16 protein-coding genes are annotated in these 20,204 nt (G+C 41.1%); 12 read left to right on the top strand and 4 right to left on the bottom strand.

Going from position 1 to position 20,204, the window contains the following annotated elements; translation table 11 throughout:
- Positions 1–92 precede the first annotated feature (92 nt).
- The 4 genes from K0625_RS13780 (at position 93) to K0625_RS13765 (ending at position 8,039) form a co-directional block, all read left to right on the top strand.
- On the top strand, positions 93–1,307 hold the full coding sequence (locus K0625_RS13780) for an RsmB/NOP family class I SAM-dependent RNA methyltransferase (protein ID WP_220110224.1): 1,215 nt from the start codon (positions 93–95) through the stop codon (positions 1,305–1,307).
- 183 nt (positions 1,308–1,490) lie between these two features.
- Positions 1,491–3,719 (top strand): sensor domain-containing phosphodiesterase, encoded by a 2,229-nt coding sequence (locus tag K0625_RS13775; protein ID WP_220110223.1) that lies wholly within the window; start codon positions 1,491–1,493, stop codon positions 3,717–3,719.
- 91 nt (positions 3,720–3,810) lie between these two features.
- Positions 3,811–4,554, top strand: coding sequence for a cytochrome b/b6 domain-containing protein (locus K0625_RS13770; protein ID WP_220110222.1), 744 nt, complete (start codon positions 3,811–3,813; stop codon positions 4,552–4,554).
- Positions 4,555–4,802: 248 nt separating this feature from the next.
- On the top strand, positions 4,803–8,039 hold the full coding sequence (locus tag K0625_RS13765) for a DEAD/DEAH box helicase (protein WP_438944505.1): 3,237 nt from the start codon (positions 4,803–4,805) through the stop codon (positions 8,037–8,039).
- Positions 8,040–8,091: 52 nt separating this feature from the next.
- Here K0625_RS13765 and K0625_RS13760 read toward each other — a convergent pair whose 3' ends face one another.
- The 3 genes from K0625_RS13760 to K0625_RS13750 all read right to left on the bottom strand — a co-directional run bounded on the left by K0625_RS13760 (position 8,092) and on the right by K0625_RS13750 (position 10,353).
- Entirely contained in the window at positions 8,092–8,778 is a 687-nt protein-coding gene (locus K0625_RS13760; protein WP_220110220.1) for a flagellin, read from the bottom strand.
- A 146-nt stretch (positions 8,779–8,924) separates the two neighbouring features.
- Positions 8,925–9,344 (bottom strand): secondary thiamine-phosphate synthase enzyme YjbQ, encoded by a 420-nt coding sequence (locus K0625_RS13755; protein ID WP_220110219.1) that lies wholly within the window; start codon positions 9,342–9,344, stop codon positions 8,925–8,927.
- Positions 9,310–10,353, bottom strand: a complete 1,044-nt coding sequence (locus K0625_RS13750) for a GGDEF domain-containing protein (RefSeq protein WP_220110218.1) — start codon at positions 10,351–10,353, stop codon at positions 9,310–9,312. Before K0625_RS13750 ends, K0625_RS13755 begins: the two co-directional genes overlap by 35 nt.
- Before the next feature lie 326 nt (positions 10,354–10,679).
- Here K0625_RS13750 and K0625_RS13745 point away from each other — a divergent pair, with 326 nt between their 5' ends.
- From K0625_RS13745 to K0625_RS13735, 3 genes are all read left to right on the top strand, one after another.
- Positions 10,680–11,195 carry a TlpA disulfide reductase family protein gene (locus K0625_RS13745; RefSeq protein WP_220110217.1) on the top strand — a complete coding sequence of 172 codons (516 nt, stop codon included), beginning with the start codon at positions 10,680–10,682 and terminating at the stop codon, positions 11,193–11,195.
- The gene (locus K0625_RS13740; RefSeq protein ID WP_220110216.1) at positions 11,195–11,428 is read left to right on the top strand and encodes a DUF4266 domain-containing protein; all 234 of its coding nucleotides are present in this window, start codon (positions 11,195–11,197) and stop codon (positions 11,426–11,428) included. The genes K0625_RS13745 and K0625_RS13740 overlap by 1 nt, the downstream gene beginning before the upstream one ends.
- A gap of 74 nt (positions 11,429–11,502) precedes the next feature.
- The gene (locus K0625_RS13735; RefSeq protein ID WP_232847093.1) at positions 11,503–12,897 is read left to right on the top strand and encodes a DUF3570 domain-containing protein; all 1,395 of its coding nucleotides are present in this window, start codon (positions 11,503–11,505) and stop codon (positions 12,895–12,897) included.
- A gap of 22 nt (positions 12,898–12,919) precedes the next feature.
- On the opposite strand, the gene K0625_RS13730 is transcribed toward K0625_RS13735, so the two are convergent.
- Positions 12,920–14,962 carry a sulfatase-like hydrolase/transferase gene (locus K0625_RS13730; protein ID WP_232847092.1) on the bottom strand — a complete coding sequence of 681 codons (2,043 nt, stop codon included), beginning with the start codon at positions 14,960–14,962 and terminating at the stop codon, positions 12,920–12,922.
- Positions 14,963–15,575: 613 nt separating this feature from the next.
- On the opposite strand from K0625_RS13730, the gene K0625_RS13725 reads away from it, so the two are divergent.
- The 5 genes from K0625_RS13725 to K0625_RS13705 all read left to right on the top strand — a co-directional run bounded on the left by K0625_RS13725 (position 15,576) and on the right by K0625_RS13705 (position 20,174).
- A complete protein-coding gene (locus tag K0625_RS13725) occupies positions 15,576–17,039 on the top strand; it encodes a L,D-transpeptidase family protein (protein WP_220110214.1) in 1,464 nt (487 codons plus the stop codon).
- Between the two features lies 1 nt (position 17,040).
- Positions 17,041–17,493 carry a helix-turn-helix domain-containing protein gene (locus tag K0625_RS13720; RefSeq protein ID WP_220110213.1) on the top strand — a complete coding sequence of 151 codons (453 nt, stop codon included), beginning with the start codon at positions 17,041–17,043 and terminating at the stop codon, positions 17,491–17,493.
- Between the two features lie 541 nt (positions 17,494–18,034).
- Positions 18,035–18,232, top strand: coding sequence for a Flp family type IVb pilin (locus K0625_RS13715; RefSeq protein WP_220110212.1), 198 nt, complete (start codon positions 18,035–18,037; stop codon positions 18,230–18,232).
- A 51-nt stretch (positions 18,233–18,283) separates the two neighbouring features.
- Entirely contained in the window at positions 18,284–18,859 is a 576-nt protein-coding gene (locus K0625_RS13710) for an A24 family peptidase (RefSeq protein ID WP_220110211.1), read from the top strand.
- 1 nt (position 18,860) lies between these two features.
- Positions 18,861–20,174 carry a DUF8689 domain-containing protein gene (locus tag K0625_RS13705; protein ID WP_220110210.1) on the top strand — a complete coding sequence of 438 codons (1,314 nt, stop codon included), beginning with the start codon at positions 18,861–18,863 and terminating at the stop codon, positions 20,172–20,174.
- Positions 20,175–20,204: the final 30 nt, after the last annotated feature.

The raw sequence follows: 20,204 nt of genomic DNA, 5'->3' as shown, positions 1-20,204 counted from the left end.
ATCGTGCTTTGGAGGAGAGATATCTTGCGTATTGCAGGCTTAACTCTTATTATCCTCACGTTTTCTCTTATGCATCTACAACAGGCAATATCATGCTTAACTCTCCGCTTTCCCCTAGCTCAACAGAATTAGTTATCAGTATTTTAGATATGGTGTTATCTGAAGGTAAACCTTTAGATAGAGCTTATTCTGTTCACTTCTCCGGTCTTCAACTTATACCGTCGGAGCAGGCTCGTATTACTAAGGTAGTCGGAGATATTTTACGTCGTTTGAACCTGTATTGTTTTCTATCTGACGTGAAGCCTGAGGAGATCTCACGCTTGGGATCGCGTTTGATGAATGCTTGGCACCTGTTTCATGAGCTTGAATTACCAAAACTGCAGTACTCTTTGCCTCTTGCTGAAGCTGAATATTTTGCCCGCCTTGAAGAAGCTAAGCTGCAACCAGCGCTCTGGGATGGTTGTCCTGAATGGTTAGATACCATGGGACAAGCTCAGTTAGGAGATGCATGGGCTAAAGAGCGTGCAGCATTGAATGCTCAGCCTAAGCGTTTTATTCGTACCAATATCTTAAAATGTACTCGTGAAGAGCTTGCAAAGAAATTGCGAAATGAACAGGTGCAAACAGTCGAGGTCGATGGTGTCGATACTGCCTTAGAAGTGGTGTCTGATTCTGCACTATTTCGTACAGAGAGCTTCAAAAAAGGTTGGTTTGAGCAGCAAGATGCTGGATCTCAACTGGTGGCGGCAGCTGTTGATGCCAAACCTGGCATGCGCGTGATTGATGCATGTGCCGGTGCCGGTGGAAAAACCCTTTCAATTGCAGCTCAGATGAAAGGGAAAGGTCGTTTGCTGGCGATGGATGTTGAGCAGTGGAAACTCGACAACCTTAAACAGCGTGCTCGTCGTGCAAATGCCAGTAATGTTGAAACTCGTATTATCGCCAGCAGCAAAACGATAAAACGTTTGAAGTTGAGCGCTGATAGATTGCTGCTTGATGTTCCTTGCTCAGGACTTGGGGTGCTTAAGCGTAACCCTGATGCTAAATGGCGCGATACGCCAGATCGTCTGCCTGTTTTGGTTGAACTGCAAAAGCATATTTTACAAAGTTATAGCCGTATGGTGAAAGTGGGCGGGATATTAATCTACGCGACCTGCTCAATTATGCCAGAGGAAAACCGCGACCAAGTCGATGCGTTTTTGGCTGAAAATGAGCACTTTACGTTCTTAGAAGATGAAACCATTAGTGTTGCTGACTCAGGTTTTGATGGTTTCTATATGGCTAGATTAGAGCGGATTGCCGAATAGTTGTTTAATCCATATTAATTTAGTTAATTATGAAAAACGAGGCTGATAGCCTCGTTTTTTTTGCAAGTAATAAGTAAGTTACATTTGTACGGCTTGGTGGGCAATTGTAAGTAATTGTGTTTGAATTGAGGTTGCATTTAGGTAGAATCAAAATAGAACTATATCTTGTAGATGCGGAGAAAAATGAATAAAAAGCGCGACTACATAATTCCAGACCTACCCAGTCTGACCAATACCAGTATGAGTGTTAGGCGTTATGGCTCTATTCTAGCAATGTTGCTTGATGCGTCGCCTTTAAATGAAGTTTTGGACTCACTAGTCTTACTGATTGAGGAGGAGAAACTTGGAACGATAGGTTCCATTTTGCTACTTAGTGATGACGGACAGCGTTTGTTAACCGGTGCAGCTCCCAACCTACCCGATAGTTATAATGAAGCTATTCATGGTATTGAGATCGGTGAGGGGGTGGGATCTTGTGGAACCTCAGCTTTTCGCGGTGAGCGGGTTATTGTTGAAGATATCAGCACTCACCCCTATTGGGAGCCTTTCAAGGCGCTCCCATTAGCGGCAGGATTACGAGCATGTTGGTCTGAACCCATTAAAAATAGCGAAAACAGGGTACTTGGTACTTTTGCTATGTACTATGACACAGAAAAGTCTCCTACAGAGATGGATCTCGTGCTGATCAGTGAAGCTGCGCGTCTTGCAAGCTTGGCGATTGAGCGTAGCAGAGCATTGCAGTTTCAACGTCTGACAGCCAATATATTTAATCATCTACCCATGGCGATGGCGATAACCAATCAGTTGGGTTCAATACTCGATGCTAATCCAGCTTTTTACCAGACACTAAACACCTCCCCAGAGAGATATCACCTATTTGAGCCTAAGGTCTTTTTTAAATCCTCGGGACATAAGCTTACCTCCATGTTAGCCCAGTTAAAACTGAAAGAGAGTTGGCAGGGTGAACTGCTTGGATGCAGAGCGAGTGGTGAGTATTTTCACCTTGATCTAACAGTCAGTGTGTTTAAAGAGAATGGATCTGATGAACGCCTTTATTCATGGCTTTTTAGTGATATAAGTGAACGGAAGAAGGCGAGTGAGATTATTGATTTTCAAGCTAATTATGATTCGTTAACTCACTTGGCGAATCGTAACCATCTGTTTAAAGCCATGAGTGCTGAAATAGAGTCAGATAGACTCAATCCAGGCTTTGGCTTTATGTTGATGGATCTGGATAATTTTAAGCAAGTTAATGATACTTTAGGACATGATAAAGGAGATCAACTCCTGCAAGCTGTGTGTAAACGTATCCAAGCCTGTATTAAAGAGAGTGCGCTACTGGCAAGGTTGGGCGGTGATGAGTTTGCACTCTTGTTGCCTGATATGGTTAAGGAGAGCGAGTTACAGCTACTAGCCAATGAGATTAATGAAGCTGTGTCGATTCCTTATCTCCTAGGAGGAGATAAACAGGTTTTAACCAGTATTAGTATAGGTATTGCTCGTTTTCCTGAAGATGCGATGAGCTTGGAGCAAGTACTAAACTGCGCTGATCAAGCCATGTATATCTCAAAAGATGAGGGCAGGAACTGTTTTCATTTTTTTACTGAACAGATGCAACAAAATGCTGAATATACGGCAAAAATGCATACATCACTAAAGTTAGCACTAGAATCGAGCGTATTTGAGCTATATTTTCAGCCTATTATCTGCCTTGATACTCATAAAATTGTGCGTGCAGAGGTGTTATTAAGGTGGCAGGATGAAGGGCAGTTTATACCCACGGATGAGTTTATTGCACTGGCTGAAAGCAGTGGTTTAATCGTAGATATTGGACATTGGGTTCGTCAGGAAGCGATGTCATTTCTAATTGAGCTTCAAAATATAGCCCCGGATATTGGCTTATCGATTAATGTATCAATGTATGAATTTTGGTCGCACTCCCTACAAGATAATCTAGTTAATTCGATTCAGCATATTGCCAAAGAGTTGACCTGTGATGTTTTCCCTTTTGAGATGGTCACCATAGAGATCACAGAATCTCTTTTAATGAAGCAGCATACCCACCTCATCGATTCTCTTAATACGCTAAGAGAGATGGGGATAAAAATTGCAGTGGATGATTTTGGTACCGGTTATTCATCTTTATCTTATTTAAGTCATTTTCCAATTGATCAGATCAAAATAGATAAGAGCTTTATTCAAGACTCAGGTATATCAAAAAAACAACAAGCGTTAGTTGAAGCCATTACGACACTTAGCCATGCATTGGAGCTGCATGTGATTGCCGAAGGCGTTGAAACCAAAGAGGAGCTAGAGTTTGTTAAGAATGCTGGGATAGAGGCGGTTCAAGGCTACTATTTTTATCGACCTATGACTAAATCGTCGCTGCTTGAATTACTCAGTAAACGTTAAACCATGTTTTATGAATCATGTTTAACAGTAAAAAAGAGAGAAAAGCGTAATATCTAACCATTAAATTACTTCTGTATGCGGGGGGAGCAAAATGAAGTTAACTAATGAGCAAGGTGAAGAGCTAAAAACTTATCGGGTCTGGGATAGACCAAGCCGAATATTTCATTGGGTTAATCTAATTCTGGTTGTTAGCTTGATATTCGTTGGCTTGTTGATGCTGTTTCGTAAAGATTTAGGTATTAATGCACTGGAAGCCAAAATTAAGTTAAAAGAGCTGCATGTGGTCATAGGTTATCTTTTTGCTGGTAACCTTATCTTTAGGATCCTGTGGGGTTTTATTGGTAGCCGCTTTGCCCGGTTTAGTCACAATATACCTAGCCTTAAAGCAATCAAGGAGTATAAGTCAGCATTAGGTCGTGGAGAAAACCCACAATATATCGGGCACAATCCTATGGGAAAATTAGCTGTCATGGTTATTATGCTGATGTTAGTCGCGCTTCTTGGAACAGGGCTATTTCGAGCAGGGACTGATATCTACTATCCCCCATTTGGGAGTACTATTACTGAGTATATCGCACAGGATGGCGTGGATGCGGCCAGTATTAAACCTTATGATGAAACCGGTGTAGACAAAACTAAGTTAGATGAGATTAAGCCATATAAAAGTATTGCGGGTAAGATCCACCTTTATGGAGCCTATTTTCTTATTCTGTTAATTTTAGTTCATGTTATTGCTGTGATATACGCCGAGAGAAAGCATCAAGCGGGGATTATCTCTGCTATGTTCTCAGGTAAAAAGCGGATCGTTGGAAAAGCTAAAGACAGTGAAACTTAACTTCGTTTGAGTGGGGTATAATACCTTGTAATGCATGCACTAAATTTGTACTTATTTATATGTGATTGTTCTTAAAATAAGCCATCGGTTAGCTGTTTGACCTACTTGATTATTTTTTGATTTATAACTGGGTTAAAAGAACTGATGTCATGGTGCAAGAGTGCTATAGTTCTCGCTTTGGGTTTAATTCTTTTGTCGCTCTAGGGCAACATAAGATAGGTAAACAACGAGAACGAAAGGCAAACTCATTGGTCAAGCTAGAAGCGTATTTTAGTCAAGCAACAATCTTTAATGGCATGCAGCTTCTGTTAGCTGAGCAGTTAGTTCATTTTGATCACTCCTCATGGCTGTTATCCGGTGAATTTAAATCTGAAAATAAACATGATGAGCTAGAAGATGGCCAGAATATCGAGTTGATTGATACCCAGCTCGACTGGACTGCTGGCCCGATAGTTGGATCTGAACATAGTCGCTGCTCATGCGTGCAGCAAGCTCCCTGTGAACATCTCGCGGCATTAGCCATTGACTATATCGCTAAACAAGATGCGATAACGCCTTACCCAAGCGAGAAAAAGCGTGCTGATACTGCGATTCGCTTGCTTAAAACTGAGTTTAATCAGCGTTTCGATCCCTATCCTAATATGGCCCGTCATCGTATTGTTTACCTGCTCTCCTTAAGCGATGAGGGCGCTTTACACCTTACCGCCCATAAAGGTTATATCAGTAAGAAAGGCAGATATTCTATCAAACGGGATATGGGCTTTGCGTTTTCGACTAAATCTGCACAACCTAAATATATCACTCAAGCCGATCTTTACCTGTTGGCAGAACTTAAAGCCTTGTCATTAACCTTGGATGAACAGCAAAAAGCTGCTCAACAGGAGGCGATTTCACTTGATATTCAAGCGCTAAATTCACTGACCTTCATCAAAACATTATGTGCGACTCAGCGCTGCTTTTGGAAAGATTGTGAGCAGGTTCCTTTTACTATTGAGACTCAATATCCGTACGACTTTTTTGATCCCGATTCCTTCATCAAAATTGATGAGCGAGCCTACTTAGATCTGGCAAGCATGAGCTTAGTTTTGCTCCCTACAACTGAGGAGCTAGATAAACCGGTACTTAATAGTGATATTGACTGGTCACCTAGCTTAACGATTCGTCGACATAAAATTGAGTTTTTGTGGTCTGAGCAGGCTGAGTTCGCATTAGAGGTGGCAAATTTCTCATTAGTTCATGGAGAGCAGAGTATCAGCTTGGATGAGATATTTGCTTGCGCCTACGATGCCCCTGAGGTGATGAAGCAAACGGCTGAGCTTAATGTGCAACTGGCTGACTTTCCTCTATTAACTTCAGGTTTTGAATCTCCTGTATGGGATATGTTTCCCACTGGTACCCGGATGTTGCCCCCACTGTTAAGTGAGCAGATGATCTTACTTCGCCGATTATACCTTGCGGGGTGGCAGATAGATTATGGGCTTAAAAATTGCTTTGAATTGATCCATGCAGAGCGTTGGTATGGGGATGTACAGAGTAAGGGAGATGATAAAAGTTGGTTTGACTTAGAGATAGGGGTCGAGGTTAACGGTGAGAAAGTGAATCTGTTGCCCTATTTAGTTAAAGCTATTCGTCAGGGGGGAGTTGAAGAGCTTGATAGTCAATCTCTATTCTTGATGGATCTCGATAGTGGAGAGCGCCTTGCATTACCTTCAGCAAGGATTAAAAAAATCTTAACCGTATTGGTTGAGCTATATGATAAAAAACCGCTATCTCTTGATGATACGGTAAGCTTGCCATTGCACCAGCTAACTAGAATTGCTGAATTATCTTTAATTAAAGTGGGTGGTGAATTTGAATGGTTAGGCAGCGATTCACTCAGAAAAAAAGCGGAAAAGATCTATGCCTACCTAGACAAGAGTGGCACTAAAGCTCATTTTACTAAGCCGCCTAAAGGGCTTAATGCTCAGCTGAGAGGGTATCAGCAAGAGGGGGTTAATTGGCTACAGTTTCTGATGAAACAAGGTTTTTCCGGTATCTTAGCCGATGATATGGGGCTAGGAAAAACAATCCAAACTTTGGCCTGTATACTCATAGAGAAAGAGTCTGGTCGACTAACTAAGCCCTGTTTTATCGTTGCGCCAACCAGTTTACTCGCGAACTGGCTGCATGAAGCTCAGACCTTTGTACCTGATTTATCCGTGCTTTTATGGTCAGGAACTAAGCGACATAAAAATGCTGAGCAGATAGAGCAAGCCGATGTTGTGATCACTAGTTACGGCACACTTCAGCAAGATGCACTATTTTGGGCCGATACGCATTTTCATCTTGTGGTACTGGATGAGGCGCAGAATATTAAAAATGCCCGCAGTCGCATCGCTAGGGTCGTTGGCAGTTTGTCATCGTCCCATAAATTGTGTTTAACAGGCACTCCCCTTGAAAACCATTTAGGCGAGCTATGGTCTCAGTTTAATTTTTTGATGCCGGGTTTTTTGGGCAGCTCAGCTCAGTTTAATCGTTTATACCAGACACCAATTGAAAAGGAGGAGGATGAAGAGGTTCGTGGCGCTTTAGTACGGAGGATCAATCCATTCCTATTAAGAAGGATGAAAGCGGATGTTGCGAAAGAACTCCCTGAAAAGACTGTTATTAATGAATATATTAGCTTGACTCAGGTACAGGGGGATCTGTATGAAACGATCCGTTTAACCATGTCTGAGGAGCTAAGAAAGGCCGTTTCACTCTCAGGAATGAAGCGTAACCGTCTAGCGATCAGTAATGCTTTACTGAAGTTACGCCAGGTATGCTGTCATCCTGATCTGCTTAAGATAACCCATGTTGAAGACAGAACCGATGAAGAGGGGCAAAGCGCAGAACATATAGTGGCTAATCATTCGATGAATGTAAGGCAGAAGCTGGTCGCTAAGATGGAGAATCAATCGCCTAATAGCGCTGGTGTGACACATTCTGGTAAGTTAAATTGGCTTGCGGATAAACTTCCAAGCATGCTTGAAGATGGAAGGCGTATACTTATTTTCTCCTCCTTTACCAGTATGTTAACTTTAATCTCCGAGCTACTTGAAAGTTTAGCCATTCCCCATGTTGAACTTACAGGTAAAAGCCGAGATAGGGCGAGTTTAGTTAATCGTTTTCAAAATTGTGAGGTCCCTGTTTTCCTTATTAGCTTAAAAGCAGGGGGAGCTGGATTGAATCTGACTGCCGCCGATGTGGTTATTCATACCGACCCTTGGTGGAACCCTGCTGCTGAGCAGCAAGCAAGCGATAGAGCTTACCGAATTGGCCAGAATAAATCTGTATTTGTGTATAAACTTATCTGTAAAGATACGGTTGAGGAGCGCATTCAGAGATTGCAGGAGAGCAAGTATAATCTGGCCCAAAGTATCTATGACAGTGAAACCCAGCATTTGACAGAGATGACAGGGGATGATTGGCTTGAACTGTTAAAGCCTTTAGCTATTGATGAGTAGTGGGCTTGATGTTGGTTGGTATGCATGAGTTTTCGCGGCTTTCTATTTTAAATTAAACGAATTTATTGAGGAGTAGTCCTTTACGCTCCTCTTCATCCCTCTTTAATATTACTGCGATTTTCAATTGAAGTTCGGTTCTGAGAAGATCTGATGCCGATTGTGCATAATCAGTATCCTGAATTCTTGAGCGAGCAGCTTGGTTATTGGTGCTGCTTATCTGATAATTATTAATCTGACTATCTAGTCCACGGCTTTGCGCACCAGCGGTGCTGGCGTTAGCATCGACTGTTGCACTGGCACTTTCAATATCACTTTGTGCAGCACTTGGGTTACTTGCATCTAAAGAGGGGATAAAGTTGCTCTGTCCCAATACTCGCTCAGCAATAACATTAATCTCTTCGGTAAGCTGGTCAAGTTCAGCTTGAATCGCTTGCTTATCATTAACTGGATTGCCAGCTTGTATGGTTAGTTCTCTAGCGCGTAATAGGTTATCTGTAATTGAGGCGTATTGGCCAGCTTGGGTATTGATGATGCTTTGCTGATCTCTGGCATTGTTTGTTCGAATATCTGCGGCATTGATGCTTGAGGTTAGTCTATTTGCTATTTGTGAACCTGCAGGATCGTCTGCAGCTCGGTTTATCTTAAGGCCTGTTGAAAGCTTTTCCTGCAGTTTCTGTCGCTCCTCCTGTAGACGCTCAAGGTTACTCAGACTGCTTGATTGTGTGGTAGGCAGTTTCATTTTTGCCTCCGAATACCGCTATCGATACTTAATTATTTCGCGGTATCACACAAAAAACAACCGCTCCAACTCCTCTGTTTAGTGTAAATAGGAGCAAGAAAGAAAAGGTTAGAGCGGATAGATCTAAGCCGAAAGTGATAGATAGGCTATTCACCCTGTATCGTGGCTATGAGGTGACGGGAGCTTGCTCTATCTCTTGCTTCACACAGGTAGATACCTTGCCAGGTACCCAAATTTAACGTGCCGTTGGTGATAGGAATGGTAAGTGATGCACCTAACAGGCTAGATTTGAGGTGAGCTGGCATATCATCCGAGCCTTCGTAGGTGTGGGTGTAGTAAGTTTCATTCTCTGGGGCGAGTCGATTGAAATAGCGCTCAAAATCCACTCTAACACTAGGATCTGCATTCTCATTAAGGGTTAGGGCTGCAGAAGTGTGCTGAATAAAAATGTGTAAAACTCCTATTCGTAATGAGGCTATCTCTTCGATAGCATTTAAGATTTCATCAGTAATGAGGTGAAAACCTCGTGGTTTACTGGTTAGGTTGAACTCTTTTTGTATCCACATAATCTTTCTTATTTGAGTAATGAGTAGGCTTAAGCTCTTGTGCTAGGATATATCGATCTCTGCCATCTGATTTTGCCTGATAAAGGGCTTTATCACAATCGGCAAGCCACTGATCTATGTTGGTAGCAGGGAGGGAATTAACCCCTATACTGCAAGTTATATTTCCCTGTATTTGTGAGATCTTCAAGGCTGATATTCTCTCAATTAAAACCTGAGCAATTATTGAGGCCTGATCCATATCTAATCCAGCCAGTACGATAAGGAACTCTTCGCCGCCATATCGAATCACCTCAGCATCATCTGGTGTGTGTGTTTTTAAGATTTGAGCTGTTATACGTAAGACTTCATCGCCAATGAGGTGACCAAATTTATCATTAACTTTTTTAAAGTGATCGAGATCGAGTAGCAGTATGGATGATTGAGTGCCGTTTAATGCGTACTCTTGAAGTAGGAGGGTCAATGTTTTTATTAGGCGTTTACGGTTGTAAACACCCGTTAGTTCATCAGTGTTAGCAAAATAAAGTAGTGCTTGCTTCTGCTTATTCACGACATGAGAGAAGATGGCACCAAATATTAAACAATCCAATATGGCTATCGAGTAACGGATCACTACATGGCTCTCTTCGATATTCAGTGCTAACAGTAAACTAACAAGGCTATAGATAAAGGATAAAAGCAGTGCGGTTTTAAGATTAAAGAGAAAAAATATCACAAAAATCGTTGGGAAAAGGTATAGCAGCCCTTTGTAGCCTAGGGTAAAGCAGCTATAACTGATAGCAATACAGATAATGATAAGTGTGAGCTGTTTCTGAATTAAATTAGCTCTGTTGTTCCACTCTAAGTACATAGAGATTGCTAAAGGTACGATAGACAGAGTCAAAATGCCTGCTAGTGCATAATCATTAATAATGATGCGATAGAGTACATAGGTGGCTATCGTGACTAATCCTGCAAATTGAAGTAGCAAGGAGGATTTTTTTGGTATTTTATTTAGCTTTGTGAGATCCAATCTACTACCGCCTCTTATGTCCTTTATAAAGTATGACACTGTTTTTACGGCTATGAAATCTAAAAGTAAGATTAGGGAAATATGGATTTAAGCTAAGTTTAAAATGAGTTGATGATAACGATTCTTTATTTCGCCATATTTCGTGCTAGTTATTACCATCAATAATAGCATTGAATGACAATATTGCTTTTTGATTCTAATCAAATGAACTGGCTTAGTTTTAGTTATCATTTTTACTCGTAGGTTTTTCTTGAGTACAGCGCTGTCACTTATCAGTTTCTCAGTGTATAAAAGAGTCATCATTAGTTATTAATAAGTCAGCTAACATGGTAAATAGACTAAGTTATCATTACGGTAAGCTCGTATCGATTATTTTCGTTGTAGCAATATCTCTGTTACCAATGAATATGGTTTGGGCTGAGCCAAGGCTGGATATTGAAGTGAAGGGAGGGGATGGCCAATCTTATTCCCTTTCTGAATTGCGTGGGCAGGTGGTTTATATTGATTTCTGGGCATCTTGGTGCGGGCCCTGTCGCAAATCTTTTCCCTGGATGGATGAGATGCATAATAAATATGCAGATAAAGGCTTGAAAATTGTCGCGGTCAACCTCGACTTTGATAGTACGCTTGCCGCTAAGTTTTTACAGCAGCTTCCTGCACAATTTACCATCGCTTATGATGTAGAGCATAAGGTCGCTAAAGAGTTTGAAATCCTTGGTATGCCATCGAGTTATCTTTTTAATCGAAAGGGGGAGCTTGTGAGTACCCATGTCGGATTTTATGCGGAAAATTTAATGGAATATGAAACTGAAATTGTTAAATTGCTAAATGAGAGCAAATAATGGTTATTCGTGGAAAGTGGAGACAGGGTAAGTTGTTGTGTTTAGTTATTACGCTTTGCAGTGGTTGTTCCACATTAGGTGTTCAGCCATGGGAGCGGGATCAGTTCGCTCGAGAAGATATGGCGCTCGATAATCAAAAGTTAGATCTTATGTTGGACGATCATATCTATTTCAGTAAAGAGGGGACGAGTGGTGGCCGCTCACAAGGTGGTGGAGGCTGTGGGTGCAACTAACAGCGATAAGAAAAAAGCGCCGCTCAATACAAAAGAGCTCTACACAAAATTGCTCAATACAAGAGAGTTCAACATTGGAACTTACCTCTGTTACATCAGATAATCATCAGTTTAAGCGGTACAGGAATATCAATAAAAGCCTGACTATAGCGAGTTTAGCGCTATTTTCTACACCTGCTATGGCTACAGAGATAGATGAGACAGTTCAAGATATAGGGGATGCTGATAAAACCAGTATCAGTCTACCCGCTATAGTGAGCGGGAAAAAACTTGAGGTGACAAAAATAGAAACTGCGCTGCTCTATTATCAAGAACAGGATAGGGTGACCGCGGCGGAAGGGATTTTTAATCTTCAAGCTAGCTATGGGGATAAGAGTGAACTTGAGGGAAAACTCCTCCTAGATACCTTAACTGGGGCATCTCCCAATGGCGCTGCTCCTCAACAGCAACAACAAACCTTTACACGACCCTCTGGTAATGGGGTTTATCATGCCAAAAATGGCGAAACACCTTTGGATGATACCTTTAAAGATACTCGACTACAGCTAAATGGTAACTGGACTGAAACCCTCTCTAATACCGATAAGGTCAATTTGGGCTTTCACCTATCTCGTGAATATGACTATACCTCCCTTGGGGTGAATAGTGGCGCCGAACGGTCATTCAACAGGGGAAATAGCGCTGTGAATTTTGCGTTAGGCTATTACTACGACATCATAGATCCTGTTGGGGGAAGGCCCACTTCTTGGGCTCCGATGTTATTTAGAGATGATTTCTCATCTCAGTCAGAATTTAAGCAAGCTTTTGACAAAACAAGGGATCTATCGAGCTCCATTAAGCATACTTTTGATTTAAGTGCTGGGTTTACGCAACTTCTGAATCGATACTGGCTAGTACAAGGTAACTATAGTTTTTCCTATCTCGATGGGTATATGACCGATCCCTACAAAATAATTAGCCAAGTTGATGAGCGAGGTATGGCTCAGGGCTACCTCTATGAGAATAGGCCAGATACACGATATAAACAGAGTGTATTCTTGTTAACCAAAGGTGCACTAGAAACTGGAGTCGTTGATCTCTCCTATCGATACAGTGCTGATGACTGGGGTATAGATTCCCATACGGTTGAAACGCACTATCGTTATCAGTTTACTGACTCACTCTATGGTCAGATCCATCTACGCTACTATCGACAATCAGCGGCCGATTTTTATCATGCATTCTTGCCTGAACTGGGTGAATTACCAGAATACGGCAGTGCAGATAGCAGGTTAGGGAAATTAACAGCGTATACATTTGGTATTAAATTCGGTCATAAACTCCAAGGGGGAACAAAGTTTTCTTATCGGTTAGAACTTTATCAGCATAGGCCACAGGACAATGGAGATGAGCGAGTGGGGCAGTTAGCACATTTAGGCTTATATGAGCAGGTAAATGCCGTTATTGCTCAGCTTGGTTTCGCATTTTAAACGCTCGTTAAGATAGGGCCGCTTATGGACTGGATAGCATTGAACTTACCTCTCTCACTTGTCGGCTAGTGTCCTTGCATGCATTGTGTTTATCGAATTGATAATCATCTCTATAGTGTGCACATAACCAAGCAAGCATTTTTTGCCAGGGGGCATCTCCGTGGTAGGAGGAGATTGGTTGCCAGCTTTTTTGTAAGGTATTAACTAAAACTAGGCTGTCATAATCAGGCAACATGGCCAATTGCCACTTCTGATAATAAACAGAACGTTGTTTTTGGCTAACTAAGCTGGGGTATCTTTCTGCTTGTAATACCGCTCTGCCGTTTTCTCTGACTTCATAATCCGAAGCGGTTTCGGAAAGCACTTTTCTATCATCAATAAAGCTAGTGTTTATGGCGTTAACAGGTAGTGAAGACTCTACAAAAATGTTTCTTTCAAAGATATTACTGTCTTTTGACTGCGTGGACTTAGGCAGTATTATCCCATCAAACTGTTTATCACTCTTATTTAATGAAAGGTTGAGTTCATCAAAGAGGCTAGGGGCGATATCGATTAATGAAAAGGTGCCGGATATTTTTTTCCCTTCCTGAACAGTTTTTCCATCACTAAATCGTCGATATGCCATGAGTACATCAGACTGCTCCTGAGTCAGTACATTGTTTCCATGCCCCCAAGAATTAACACTTAACTTGCTTTGTTTATCTGACAGACTGCTTAGCGCGATTAACTTGTCTCTATCTAACATAAAGCCTTCACCATGATCTGAGATCAGATAGATGATGGCATTATTCAGATAACCGCGATCTGAGAGTAACTCAATGAAATGATTAAATTGTTTATCTACTTTTTCGAGCATCCCTTGGTACATAAAATGGTTATAGTTTCCTTTCCAGTTTACCTGTTTTGGGTCGATAAACTCTTTAGAGGTAAAGGGCCAGTGTAGCTGACAAAAGTGCACGGACAGGAAATTAGCCCTTGTGGTCGATAAACTACTGACTACTTTTTCATTAAATAGGTAGGGATCGTATGCTTTTCCATATGCACGATTTAATGATAGGTAGGGAAATAAGAGTTGTGAGAATGGTGTGTTGACGAACAGGTTTATCAGTGGGAAATCAGCAATATTTGCAATAATTGCATCAGCAGCACCGATCTTGGGGCCAATAATATTCTCGAAACCATACTCATGATCAATTTGATTAAAGCGTCTTTCATCCATTGCATAGCTTGTTTTGTAATTTTGCTGCTTGAGCTCTCTGACTAAGGGCAGTGCTTTGTGAACTAACTCCGGAGGGGTAAGGTTAAATCTTGCCCCGTGGTTAACGGGATACTGGCCCGTTAACAAGCTCATCCAAGCCACATAGGTGCGCCCCTGAGGAGTATAGGTTTTATCGTACGTGATTGATTGGGCAATGAAGCTATTTAGATGTGGTGTCAGTGTATTTTTTTTATCTCGCAATGCTAGATGATCAGGCCTAAGACCATCTATTCCGATAATAAAAATATTAGGTTTAGAGGTCGCTGTTTGGTGGAGGGGAAGAATGCGATGAAGGTTGAAAAAAAGCACTAGTGCGATACAGGTAAGTGTTAACGTTAGTAATACTTTTCTGTTCAATGAGCTGAGCACTCCCCAGATAAATTGAAATGAGAGCAGGAGGGATAAGCTGAATAAACCCATGGGGCTTGCAAGCGGTGTGTCTCGCATAAAACCTAGCAATGATGTGGGGTATAAGTAGGCATTGGCTGATAATACTAAGGCAATGTGAGCAAACATAATGATCAACCAGATCTGTGTACGTATATTATCCTTGTCAATTATCTGAAACCATGGTGAGCATGACACAGTAATGATAAGCGACCAAAGTAGATGCAGGAATATGGTTAAGAGAAAAAAGTAAGCTAGATCCAGTAAAAAACCTAAGCTTAAGATATCGTCAGTGCGGATATGAAGCATTGCCTCAGCGATCGATATTGGAGTGTAAAATTGCAGTGATTGCTTCAATATGTATAGAGCTATTAAGGAGAGTAACATAAGGGTGACAGTGCGCAGGAATGTTCGCCCCATCGTTATTTCCATTGCGTTATTAGTTAAAGCACGTCCCATTGCTGTTCCTAATGTTTACCCCATGTTGATGGATAAGAAGGGTGATATCACTTAAGCCCATCTTGGTTCTGCATTGCTGGTATCTTGTTAGTAGTTATTTTAAAGTATTGATTATGTTCTACTATATTGAATCCATTCGTAGAGGCTGGCCAATCACCCAAAATTAAATAGCGTTCAGCAAGTGAGTCTCCTGAGGGGGTTCCTGAGTTGATAGATAGTCGTATTTGATAAACTTTCCACGCGGGCGTGATCATACTGGCAAGTAATAACACTATTATGCTGATTAGAATGAATTGAGCCCCAAAAACCTTGATGTTATCCATTGATCTTCCGATAAAAACTGAACTCTCGATAAATTTATTTTTGCAATTGAAGTATAGACGCGCAAAAAAGTCTTGCTGTATTTTTTGCACAGTTTTTGACTGTTTTCAGCTATTTAAGTTTGTTTCAATGGATGTTATGTACTACACATTAAAGTGATATTTAGTTTCTTTGAAAATGAGTCTGATCTGTTGGACTGCTGAGGAGCGATACTTTCATGACAATTATTGGTCTCTAAGTAGGGAAGTTCTCTATGAGGTGTATTCAAGCATTATTCATCTGTGTTTTTTGTATATGTGGTTCGATAAGTTTTGTTTGTGAGGCTGATACGGGAAGTGATGAAGCTGAGATTGGACTTTTGCATTTTTATGAAAAAGTGATAGATAAGCCAATCTGGTTTAATGGTAAAGAGTTGAACACAAGTGGTGTATCAGCAATGCAGCTGTTAAGCGACTTAGGCATTGAGCTTGTTGATATAGAAGATAAGTATGTCGGTTTAGCTAAGCAGATCAGCTTAAAAGAGCTAAAAATTACCTATGCTATCTTGTCAGTGCTCTCACGAAGAGCTGAGTCAATGGGTAACAATGTACAATTTACTAAAATGGCATTTATTAAGGTGATTAATCGAGGAGAAGTTAACAATTATATCAATGAGATACTCCCACCTTATGCTGATGTTGTCCGGTTGCGACATATGATCCGTGAGTATCAAGAAAAGCTCACTATATTCTGGCCGAACTTAGCAGAGGTAGATATTAGGTTGGGACAAAGTTCAGTGCAGATAAAAAAACTGAGATCAATGTTAACTTTTTTAGGCGATCTTGATGTGAAAAAGCAGATCCGGTATCGAGACTCAATTTTTGACCCTAATGCGATAGAAGCAGTTAAGTATTTTCAGCAACGCCATGGTATTGAGGCTAGTGGCATTGTCGACTCCAAAACTTTAGCTGCAATAAACATCTCTCCCAGAAAGAGGCTGAGCCAGATGCAAGATAACTTGTGGCGTTTGGCTCTACTTCCGAAGCAAGTACCTGATAAATATATTTGGATAAATATTCCTGACTATAGCCTAATGTTGTTTGATAAAGGGAGTGAGGCGCTGAATATGCGGGTAATCGTCGGAAAACCAATGAGCCCAACTCCGAGGTTAAATACGACATTGACTCAAATTACCGTTAACCCAAGTTGGACTCCACCTCATAGCATTGTCAAAAATGAATTGCTCCCGCTGCATGCTCACCAACCTGGTTACTTAAATCATCAGGGTTTTGCGCTGCACAAGACTAATCCTCGAAGTTCAGATCAGAAGACCTTGAGCATTGATGGTGAAAGTAACTTAACTGTACTGCTTAAAGATTATCGTTTGGTACAGCAACCCGGAAAAGCCAATGCATTGGGAAAGTTGAGGTTTTCTATCAATAACCAGCAATCAATTTTCCTGCACGATACGCCAGATAAATCTTTATTCGCGCTTACAGATAGAGCGTTGAGCCATGGCTGTATTCGCTTGTCTGCACCTGTATTGCTTTCCAGTAAACTACTTGATAATGAGGCGGTGGCACTAAAGTTTGAACAGGCTTTAGATAACAGAGATACACGCCATTTTCCTGTGATGAATTCGGTTCCTACATTAATAACTTACCAGACAGCTTGGGTAGATAAATGGGGAGTGCTTCAGATAAGACCCGATATTTATCAAATGGATAGAGAGATTTAAGATGGCGGATAATATTTGTGAACCTGAAGATTTAATGAAATTAGTTCGTAAAGAGACGAACGCGAGAATGAGGCTAAAGTTATTGGCTTTATTACACTTTCAAGAGGGTAAGTCCCGTTATCAAATAGCTGATTATTTAAAAGTTAGCCGAACCAGTGTTAATAAATGGATCACAAGCTATTTATCTTCAGGGCTGGAGGGATTAAAAGATAAAAAACACACAGGCAGGCCTTCAGCATTGAATGAAGAGCAGATGCTAGAGTTGTCTCAGTTTATTAAACGTAGAATCGCAACTCGGAGCACAAAACCACTTCATGGTTGTGATGTCCAACAGTTTATCGCTGAAAAGTTTGGCGTTAATTACGAGATCTCCAATATTTACCGAATTCTTGAGCGATTAGGTTATGCCTGGGTGACCCATGCCGATAACCAGAAGTATGTTGATCATATATAAGCTTTTCCCAACGCTTGCTATCAAATTACAAACCAGTAATAAATATATTCAGCTTTACTATATAGGTTTTTTCTAACACTTGCTTTCTACAAGTTAAAATTCAGCAGCATATTGAAATATTCTCTAAAAATGAAATATGACACTTATGTGCCGCTGATTAATAGAGTGATCTGATTTAGCTTATAATTAAAAGCACGGATGAACTCTTCTCCATCACTAACACATACTGCATTGTACCGACGTGATTTCCATCTATATGTTTTTATTCTAAATTAACCTATTTCCTTGACCGTTATCTCCTGTTGAATTTCTCACTTTTATAAGCTTTTATGTCGCTTTCATACTCTGTGGTCGCTAAGTATGTTAATGGCTAGTCGTGTTATTTCTTCAGTATCCTAGAAGGTAACTGTCTTTGCTATTTTTAATGTTAGAGATAGAGTCCAACTCTGTATGTGCTGGGCTCTACTTATGTTTTAAATGGTTAATAGTGATCACTATCTAGGGCGGTGTTCATAACTTAGCTAAGTAGAGGAGAGGAATTATGAATATAAAGCAAGCGTTGAATGATTTTATTGAAGATGAAAGCGGTTTAACCGCTGTAGAGTACGCGATAGCAGGTGGTTTAGTTGTGGGGGGAATGATAGCGGCATTTAATCAGTTAGGAGAAAACGCGACAGGTCAACTGGACTGTCTGGCATCGGCTGTGAATGGTTCTAGCGCTAACTGTGCGGGTTCCTAGGGCATATATCTCTAAGAGGTTAATTTCATAGGCAATAAACTTGAGGTCATTATGGCTGAAAACCAATTAACCGTTCAGTTGTTACTCTCAGGCCTCTTCTTTATTGCGGCTATTGGTATTGATCTATATAAAGAAAAAATCCCCAACATCCTGTCCTTGTTGGCGATTTTTAGTGGTTTTGCCATTAACTCATTCTATGCACAACTTGCTGGCTTATTAATGGCTTTTTTAGGCCTTGCCCTCGCATTTGTTGTTCTGTTTCCTACCTTTCTTATCCGTGTTTTAGGCGCAGGTGATATCAAGTTAATGATGGGAATTGGTACCTTGATGGGGCCTGAACTGCTATTTTCCAGCCTACTTTACGGCATCGTTGCTGGGGTTGGCACGACAGTATTGCTTACCCTATGGAAAACCGGCGTGCATGGCATCAAAAAAACCATTATTCGATATTGGCAATGTTTCTATTTGAGAAGCTATTTCAAACCTGATCCCGATGAAGCTGCTGGGCAAAAAGTTCCCTATGCACCTGCATTAGCCTTAGGTTGGCTCTGTGCCTGTGCTTTAGATCAAAACGTTATCAATCTTTACCAGCTCTGGCATCAACATCTCTTAATGGGAGTGACTTAGTATGCTCAGGTTAAGCACTGCGGATAAGGTCAAAGAGCTACCAACAAATCATCTATCCTGTATTGAGATCGCACCTAGGCCTAAGAGTATTGAAGATACGGGTGTGCAGGAAACGCTGCTATTGGATTTAATGCTAAAGCATCTTTTCGCTGGAGGGGTGGTTACTAAGGCTGATCTTGTGACCCATATGGGGATCTCTGGTGGCATTATTCAACAGCTTTTGGATTCAGCTAAACAGCTTGCATGGGTTGAGAACAGGCAGTCGAGCCCTGATGGACAGATGCGCTATGCGTTGAGCCAAAACGGTGAAGAGTCAGCAAAGCAAGCGTTGGCAAGAAGTGGGTATCGAGGCCTAGTTCCTATTCCACTGGCGCAATATTCTGCAGTATGCCAGAAGCAGTCAAGTAGAAGAAACTCTATTACATTTGAGATGTTGCAAAATGGCCTGTCCTCTTTAGTACTACCTAATGACCTATTGCATAAGATTGGACCTGCACTTAATTCAAGTAGGCCAGTACTAATTTATGGTCCCCCTGGGACGGGGAAGAGTTATTTATGCCGTAATCTAAACCTCTCTTTAGGTGATTCTGTGTTGATCCCTTATGCCATTTCAATTGGAAATGAGATCATTCAAGTTTTTGATCCTCAGCTTCATTACCGTGTTGAAGCTTCAAATAACGGGGGAGCATTGGATCTATTGAATGGCCATGATCCTCGATGGATAGAGTGTAAACGCCCTTTACGAGTGACTGGTGGAGAGCTAACTGCTGATATGCTTGAAGTTCAGTTTGATACTCATAGCAGGACCTATATGGCTCCGATACAACTGAAGGCTAATAATGGCATCTTGTTACTAGATGATCTTGGTCGTCAGCGCATTACAGCAAAAGAACTTTTTAACCGTTGGATTATTCCAATGGAGGAGAGGCGGGATTTTCTAGCACTTCAATCTGGCGAACATTTTGAGATCCCATTTGAGCTAATATTGCTTTTTTCAACTAATCTAAATCCTAATGAGCTAGTTGATGATGCCTTTTTACGTCGACTCGGATACAAGATCCATTTTGATGCACTAGATGAACCTTTATATCGAAAAATATGGTTCCAAGTGTGCGCAGAGAAAGGGCTCTCATGCAGTGAAGAGATGTTTAGACATCTAATAAATGATTATCATCTGTTGTTTGAAAAGCCTTTAATTCCCTGTTACCCAAGAGATCTACTAGGAATAATGTCTGATCAAATGAGTTTTATGCAGCTTAAACCCGAAGTAACGAAGGCTTTAATTGCTGAAGCTTGGTCTATCTATTTCGTATAGCTCAACTCCATAGCGACTAAGGAGCATCAC

The organism is Shewanella nanhaiensis (assembly GCF_019457885.1).
Taxonomy (GTDB): domain Bacteria; phylum Pseudomonadota; class Gammaproteobacteria; order Enterobacterales; family Shewanellaceae; genus Shewanella; species Shewanella nanhaiensis.
Note: the sequence above shows the minus strand (reverse complement) of the source record. Positions and strands in the feature narration are given on the sequence as shown.